1 protein-coding gene is annotated in these 427 nt (G+C 60.9%); it reads right to left on the bottom strand.

Annotated elements, in window-relative coordinates; genetic code table 11:
* Positions 1-427: type VI secretion system Vgr family protein (locus ABDB81_RS30215; RefSeq protein WP_346814392.1), on the bottom strand; the 427-nt coding region annotated here is incomplete at both ends.

The raw sequence follows: 427 nt of genomic DNA, 5'->3' as shown, positions 1-427 counted from the left end.
CTCGAACCCTTCCCCACGCTGCTTCACCCGGTCATCCACCAGGTAGCCCATGTTCAGCTGGGTTTTTCCGCTATGTTCCGTGGACAGCTTGATGCCTTCGCGTCCCTCCCAATCCTCGAACCGCAACTTGTTGTTCGATTGCGTTCGAATGACGTTGCGCGACATCCAGCCGTCGCGGCCGGTGATCAGATCTTCGTGCTGGCTGTGGTGTTGCGCGTGGGCGATGTAGGGCTTGTTGGGATCGCCGTCGCGGAAGGCGATGGCGACTTCGGTGCCGTCGAGCAGGGGGAAGTGGAAACCCGTCTGCTTGGCACCGGCAAATGGTTTTGCGAGGCGCAGCGGAACGCTCTCGTGGCCCTTGCTCCATTCATCGAAATCGAGATCGAGGCGCACCACGTAGTGGCCCTGCTGGGTCAGGTAGGCGTAC

Source organism: Cupriavidus sp. DL-D2 (genome assembly GCF_039710735.1).
In the GTDB taxonomy this organism is placed as follows: domain Bacteria; phylum Pseudomonadota; class Gammaproteobacteria; order Burkholderiales; family Burkholderiaceae; genus Cupriavidus.
The sequence above is the reverse complement of the archived record's forward strand: the minus strand, read 5'-3'. Positions and strand labels throughout refer to the sequence as shown.